Consider the following 6,236-nt stretch of genomic DNA (forward strand, 5'->3'; position numbering starts at 1 on the left):
CTGCGGGCGGCGGAGGTGGCCAGCACGCGCATGGGGGCGTTTTTCTGCCGGCGCGACAGCCACGGCCTGGAGCGCTGGTGGCTGGAGGTGACGGGCAAAGGCAACAAGACGCGGCTGGTGCCGGCCACGGACGAAATGATGGTGGAGCTGGCGCGCTATCGCGAGGCCTACGGCCTGCCGCCGATGCCATTGCCAGGCGAGGACCGCCCCATCGTGCTGCCGATCATTGGCAAGGAAAAACCCTTGTCGCGCGGCGCGCTGCACCTGGTGCTCAAGGAGATCTTCGCGCTGGCGGCCGAGCGCCTGCGCGCGCGCGGACCGGATTGGGAAAGCCGGGCCGCGGTGCTGGCCAGCGCGTCGGCGCACTGGCTGCGCCATACCGCGGGGTCGCACATGACCGACCAGCAGGTGGACCTGCGCTTTGTGCGGGACAATTTCGGGCATGCGTCCATCTCGACCACCAGCGCTTACCTGCATACGGAGGACGATGCGCGGCACAAAGCCACGCAGGAACGTCACCGGATCGGGTGGAAGCGCGAAGTGTGACCGGGGCACCCGCCTTGGCCCTGGTTTGGCATCAAGTAGACGTACTGATCCAAGGCTTTCCCGGCCGTGCCATTTGCCACGGCGGTCTTGGCTGTAGCACGGTAACGCTGCTGCGTGGCAATGGCCGCACGATCCTCGTCGACGTGGGCGCGTTCGGCGTGCGCCGGCACCTCTTGCATCAGCTCGAGGCGCACGCCGTCAAGCCGGACGAGATTACCGACGTCGTGCTGACGCACGCGCACTATGACCATGCAGTGAACTACACTTCCCGAACGCGACGGTCTGGATCGGTGCCGGCGAACTGCGCTGGGCCGCCGCGCAGCTGCCCGGCTTCAATCCGCTGCCCGAGCTTTACGTGCGTGCGCTGGACACTAGCGAACAAGTGCGTCGGGTAAGGGCGGACACCGAATTCCTGCCTGGGCTGCGCGCGATCGCAGCGCCCGGCCATACCCCCGGTCATCTGCTGTTCTATCTGTCGGCAAACGACATTCCTGTGCTGTTTACCGGCGATGCGGCCAAGAACCGTGCGGAACTGTTGTCAGGCCACGTCGATGCCAGCGAATGCCATGCCGACAGCGAGTGTTCGCTGCAGACCATCTGGCGCTGGTGGCGCGAGGTGCCAGGCACGATCCTGATTCCTGGTCATGACCTGACCATGCGGCTGGACGAGGACGGGCAACCGGAGCTCATCGGCAAGCGGGCCGCTGCGATTGCTGCCTGGTTCTCCGAGAGCCTGTCGCAGGCTACCAATTTCGACCTTACGGATGCGGCGCCGCAAGCGTGACCGCCTCCCATTCAGACAGGAGTCTCGAACTCATTACCGCCATCGATCCTCAGCTCGCCGTCGAGCTGGCTCCCACGGGCGTGCTGCGCGCGTCCATCAACGTCGGCAATCCGATCCTTGCAAACCTCGGCGCGGACGGTCAGCCGTTCGGCGTATCGATCGACCTCGCGCGCGATTTCGCGCGCCGCGTCGGCTTGGACGTCCAGCTTGTCGTCTTCGATTCTGCGGGTAAGTCCGTGGACGCGGTGACCAACGAGCAGGCCGACTTTGGCTTCTTCGCGGTCGATCCGGTGCGTGGCGCCGACATTTCGTTCACTGCACCCTATGTGCTGATCGAGGGCGCGTACCTCGTGCGTGAGGGTTGCCCGCTACGCGACAACGCCGAGGTCGATCAGCCCGGCTGCCGCGTGACCGTGGGCAAAGGCAGTGCCTACGACCTTTACCTCACGCGCGAACTAAAGCAGGCCGAGATCGAGCGCGCGCCAACCTCGCCGGCCGTGGTAGACATGTTCCTGGAACAGAACCTCGATGTCGCCGCCGGCGTGCGCCAGCAGCTCGAGGCCGACGCGAAGCGCGTGCCGGGTCTGCGCCTGCTGCCGGGGCAGAGGACATGAAGGCAAGCGGTTTCGTCGCCGCCGCGCTCAAGCGGCATGGTATCGACGGCGCGTTTCTGGCGCCGGCCCAGTCGTAAGGCTCCCACCAAGCTACCTGCCTGTAACGCCCTCAACCTGTAGTCGTAGAACAAAGGAAAGGTGTCACTGTTTCCGAAGCAATGTTGTCAATTCAGCTGACCGCGGCAGCGAAACCGTACGCAACACTAATGAAATCAATGGCTTACACTCAGCGAAGGAAAGTTGTCACAGCGGAAGGATCGCGAAGGTGTCAATCCAGCGTGTGCGACGCGCCTGCGCGACCCTAACGCTCCGTGCCGCCGTCAATCTGGCGGCCGATCGGAAGCTCGAACGAGAAACGACAAACCTGGCCAACGTCTTGCACCGGCTGTCTTGTGATCGCGGAATGCAGATCAAGTCGGTGCCCGTGGGGCGTCTAGCCAAGGCTTTTGCATCCCAAGCCATGCTCAAAGTATGACCGCATCAACGCCTTGCGGTACTCCGGCCTCATAGGTCGAACACTGCCGGGTCGCCACACTTGCCCACCATAGCGAGCTCGGCAATGCGCGCAACGATACGGTGCCTCGAGAAGTTGCACGTTCAAGCAGAATGGCGTTTCATGACCGCACCGAGGACAGGCGGACTCCATGGGGTAACGATGAGCAGGACATCGAGTCGCGCTCTCCATTTGATGCAAGAGGCAGTGGTAGCCGCGTGACATACAAGACGACAGTAGCGGAGCACTTCGCAATCGCGTCGCTGCTCGGCGTTCTCGATGAGTGCCATCTGCAGCGTCTTTTTGGGCAAGCCCAAGGCCTCGTTCAGCCGGACAGTATCAACCAATCCCTGCTGCGGCGGAATACTCTTGTAAGGATCCAGGTCCGGCCTCAGCAATCGCATCATAGCGGTACCAGACAACGCATTCGCCATTGTGAAAAGCCGCCGCTTCAGCTTCGGACTGAAGGCTTCAAGGCGGTGCGCGCCGCGCGGTCTGACGATTGCAACCGGCTCCGCTATGCGCAGGGAATCTTCCATAAGATCAATGACTTACAAGCGGGATTCGAAGTCTAGGACGCCAATTGACAAAATTATTCCGGACTAAGGCGAATTGACGGCTTTGCTTCGTTTGGAGTGGAAGCAATATTGTCAATTCACCGGCCGGACTTCTATATACGGCGCGGGTTCCGGGGGGATTCCGGATTGACAGAATTGCTTCGTTCTACGGCGGATGCGGGCGTACACGCCTATACGAAGGCGTACTTCGCATGAGGCGGGCCATGTCCGGTATCGAGGCCCACGTGCCCACGAGTCGAGCGGGGCATCAACACGACGTGACGCTTTCGGCGCACGCCGGCCCGGCTCCAAGCGGTGAGCACGGGACTAGAGTGCGTGCTGCTTGTCGGGTTCGCTGACATCGACTAGCCTGCTATCGATATCGATTCTTCGCTGCGCTGCGATACCCATTTGATGCCAGAACGCTCGATCACCCGATATGGCAAGGCGCTGCAGCGCCTGCGCCAGGTCTTTTCCCCGTTGAACCTGGGGGCGGCGGCGTGGCTGATTGCAACATGGGCGTTCGCGGCGTTTCAGCTCGTGAGCGAACGGGACCGCTTGCTGCACGACGCCGCGGAGCGTACCCAGGCGCAGGCCCGGGCGTTCGGCGCGTACTCGAAATCCAGCATCCTGCGGCTGTCCGAGTTCCTCCTCGACCTGCGGGCCAGTTGGCTGGTCGGCCAGCCGGGGTTCATCGACATGGTGCGTGAGCGGGAGAACCTGGTGGTGGACCTGTCGTTCCAGGTGTCGGTGATCGACAAGCATGGCCTGCTCATCTACTCGTCCATCGCCCCGCCCGCGTCCGGCGAGAAGGTCGACCTGAGCGGGCGCGAGCATTTCCGGGTCCATCAGAACGCGGGCGGGCGCGACATGCTGTTCATCAGCGACCCGGTGAAGGGCAAGGTCTCGCGCAAATGGTCGATCCAGTTCACGCGCCCCATCCTGCGCGCGGGCAGCTTCGACGGGGTCATCGTGGTCTCGGTCAGTCCGGAGCAGTTCGCCAGCTTTGCGCAGACGTTCACTAACCGCGATGGCGAAGTGGCGTCGGTCATCAAGACTTCCGGCCAGGTCATTGCGCGCGTGCCGGCCCTGGAGGGCACGCTGGCCAGGGCGGTCAGCAACAGGCCGTACCTCGCCAGCGAGTCGCCCCAGTCTGGTAGTTATCGGGCGGTGTCGGGCTCCGAAGGCGTGGAGCGGGTCTTCGGCTATTACCGTGTGCCGGAGTTCGGGCTCAATTTCGTGGTGGGCGAGTCGGTCGGCCTCGTGCTGGCGCCCTACGAGGTCTATCGCCGCGTTGCCTTGGCCGGTGCCATTGCTTCCACGCTGCTGCTTGGCCTGTTGTACTACAGCCTGCTCCGCTCCATGGCGGAGCGACGGCGCCATATGGAGGAGATGCGGCTGGCTTCGCTGGTCTATTCGTCCAGCAGCGAGGCCATGGTGGTGACGTCGCTCGATGGCACCATCATCGACGTGAATCCGGCCTTTGCCGCCGCCACCGGCTATACAGTCGAGGAGATCAAGGGCCGCTCTGGCTATAGCGTCAGCGGGGCAGGCAATGCGGCAGGGCTGGTCGAACGCCTGCGGGCCACCGTGGCAGCCAAGGGCAGATGGAGCGGCGAATTCTCGATCCGCCGCAAGGACGGCAGTGAGTTTCCCGCCTACCTGACCGTGGATACCTACCTGGCCCACGCGTATGGCGAGCGCCGCCGCGTTGCGCTGATCCATGACATGACCGAGAAGCGCCAGGCGGAAGAAGTCATCCGGCACCAAGCGAATTTCGATGCGCTGACGGATCTGCCCAACCGCCGCCTGTTCTTCGACCGGCTGGAGCAGGAGATCGAGCACTCGCGCGGCATGCAGGATGCGCTGGCGCTGCTGTTCATCGACCTGGATCGCTTCAAGGAGGTGAACGATACCCTCGGCCACGATCAGGGTGACCAGTTGCTGCTGGAGGCGGCGCGGCGCATTGCGGCATCGGTGCGCGCGTCGGATACCGTGGCGCGGCTGGCCGGCGACGAGTTCACCGTGATCCTGCCCGCGGTGGGCGATGCCGGCGTTGCCGGCGTTGCCGGCGTTGCCGGGGGCATTGCCCAGGCGATCCTGGAGCGGATTGCCGCGCCTTACCACCTGGCCGGCGAGCTGGTGGTGGTGTCGGCCAGCATCGGCGTGGCGACCTACCCCAAGGACGCCGACAACGCCGAGGCCCTGCTGGTGTGCGCCGACCAGGCGATGTTTGCCGCCAAGGAGGAGGGCCGCAATCGCTGGAAAGCCTTCACCCAGGCGCTGCTGCAGGCGGAGAGGGAGCGCCTGCGCATCACGCAGGACCTGCGCACGGCATTGGTGTCCGGGCAGTTCGCGCTGCACTACCAGCCCATTGTCAATCTGCGCACGGGCAAGGTCTGCAAGGCCGAGGCCCTGATCCGCTGGGACCATCCGGTGCGCGGGCCGATCCACCCGGCCGATTTCATTGCCGTTGCGGAGGAATCCGGCCTCATCATCGACATAGGCCGCTGGGTGCTGACGGAAGCGCTGGACCAGCTTGCGCGCTGGCAGGTGCTGCTGGGCAAGGGCTTCCAGATCTCGGTCAACAAATCACCAGTGGAGTTCTGCGCGCCTGCGAGCGGGCCCGAGTCCTGGTCCAGCATGATCGAGCGCAGGAACGTGCCGGTGGGCAGCCTCGTCATCGAGATCACCGAAGGCTCGCTGATGGAGCAGAACGCCGATGTCATGGACCAGCTCTCCCGCTTCCAGGCGGCCGGCATCGAGATCGCGCTCGACGACTTCGGCACCGGCTACTCGTCCTTGTCGTACCTGCGGCGCCTGGACATCGACTACATCAAGATCGACCAGTCCTTCATCCGCTCGCTGACGCGGGGCTCGGACGACGTGGCCTTGTGCCGCGCCATCATCAGCATGGCGCATGCACTGCGCATCCGCGTGATTGCCGAGGGCGTCGAGACCGAGTCGCAGCGCGACATCCTGCTGGCTGCCGGCTGCGACTACGGGCAAGGCCACTTCTTCTGTCCGCCGGTGGAGGCCAGCGCGTTCGAGGCCTTCGTGAGCGCCGTGACTTGAGGCGAGCGGCGTCCTTCGGTGCCTTGGTCGGGGGCTCGTCTGGGCTTCGTCCTTGCGCTTAGTTCCTACACTTATTGAGACTTGTATAAATCATGACAACCGATTCGAGTCTGACGCGTTATCTGATCAAGGCGTTGATCGGGAGTCGATTGCATGGCTGGGAAGAT

At 63.9% G+C, this 6,236-nt stretch carries 6 protein-coding genes and 1 pseudogene; 5 read left to right on the forward strand and 2 right to left on the reverse strand.

Annotated elements, in window-relative coordinates; translation table 11 throughout:
- Window positions 1–546, forward strand: a 546-nt coding sequence (locus tag ACYP5B_RS45970; RefSeq protein ID WP_459574023.1) for a tyrosine-type recombinase/integrase, incomplete at its 5' end; no start/stop codon positions are given.
- Here the strand turns inward: ACYP5B_RS45970 and ACYP5B_RS45975 are convergent.
- Window positions 516–782: a hypothetical protein gene (locus tag ACYP5B_RS45975; protein WP_459574028.1), complete on the reverse strand. Its 267-nt coding sequence runs from the start codon at window positions 780–782 to the stop codon at window positions 516–518. The genes ACYP5B_RS45970 and ACYP5B_RS45975 overlap by 31 nt on opposite strands.
- Between ACYP5B_RS45975 and ACYP5B_RS45980 the strand changes: the two genes are divergently transcribed.
- The 3 genes and pseudogenes from ACYP5B_RS45980 (at window position 690) to ACYP5B_RS45990 (ending at window position 2,021) form a co-directional block, all read left to right on the forward strand.
- Window positions 690–941: an MBL fold metallo-hydrolase gene (locus ACYP5B_RS45980; RefSeq protein WP_459574027.1), complete on the forward strand. Its 252-nt coding sequence runs from the start codon at window positions 690–692 to the stop codon at window positions 939–941. The genes ACYP5B_RS45975 and ACYP5B_RS45980 overlap by 93 nt on opposite strands.
- Entirely contained in the window at window positions 902–1,330 is a 429-nt protein-coding gene (locus ACYP5B_RS45985; RefSeq protein ID WP_459574024.1) for an MBL fold metallo-hydrolase, read from the forward strand. Before ACYP5B_RS45980 ends, ACYP5B_RS45985 begins: the two co-directional genes overlap by 40 nt.
- 32 nt (window positions 1,331–1,362) lie before the next feature.
- Window positions 1,363–2,021, forward strand: a pseudogene (locus ACYP5B_RS45990) (transporter substrate-binding domain-containing protein).
- A gap of 520 nt (window positions 2,022–2,541) precedes the next feature.
- Here the strand turns inward: ACYP5B_RS45990 and ACYP5B_RS45995 are convergent.
- Complete coding sequence (locus ACYP5B_RS45995; RefSeq protein ID WP_459574025.1) at window positions 2,542–2,976, reverse strand: hypothetical protein; 435 nt, start codon at window positions 2,974–2,976, stop codon at window positions 2,542–2,544.
- Between the two features lie 432 nt (window positions 2,977–3,408).
- Here ACYP5B_RS45995 and ACYP5B_RS46000 point away from each other — a divergent pair, with 432 nt between their 5' ends.
- The gene (locus ACYP5B_RS46000) at window positions 3,409–6,069 is read left to right on the forward strand and encodes a bifunctional diguanylate cyclase/phosphodiesterase (protein WP_459574026.1); all 2,661 of its coding nucleotides are present in this window, start codon (window positions 3,409–3,411) and stop codon (window positions 6,067–6,069) included.
- The last annotated feature ends 167 nt before the right edge of the window (window positions 6,070–6,236 follow it).

It is taken from the genome of Cupriavidus sp. 8B, from assembly GCF_054589115.1.

Coding starts and splice junctions, on each gene's coding strand:
- ACYP5B_RS46000 (WP_459574026.1), top strand. CDS start 3,409: ATGCCAGAACGCTCGATCACCCGATATGGCAAGGCGCTGCAGCGCCTG.
- ACYP5B_RS45995 (WP_459574025.1), bottom strand. CDS start 2,976: ATGGAAGATTCCCTGCGCATAGCGGAGCCGGTTGCAATCGTCAGACCG.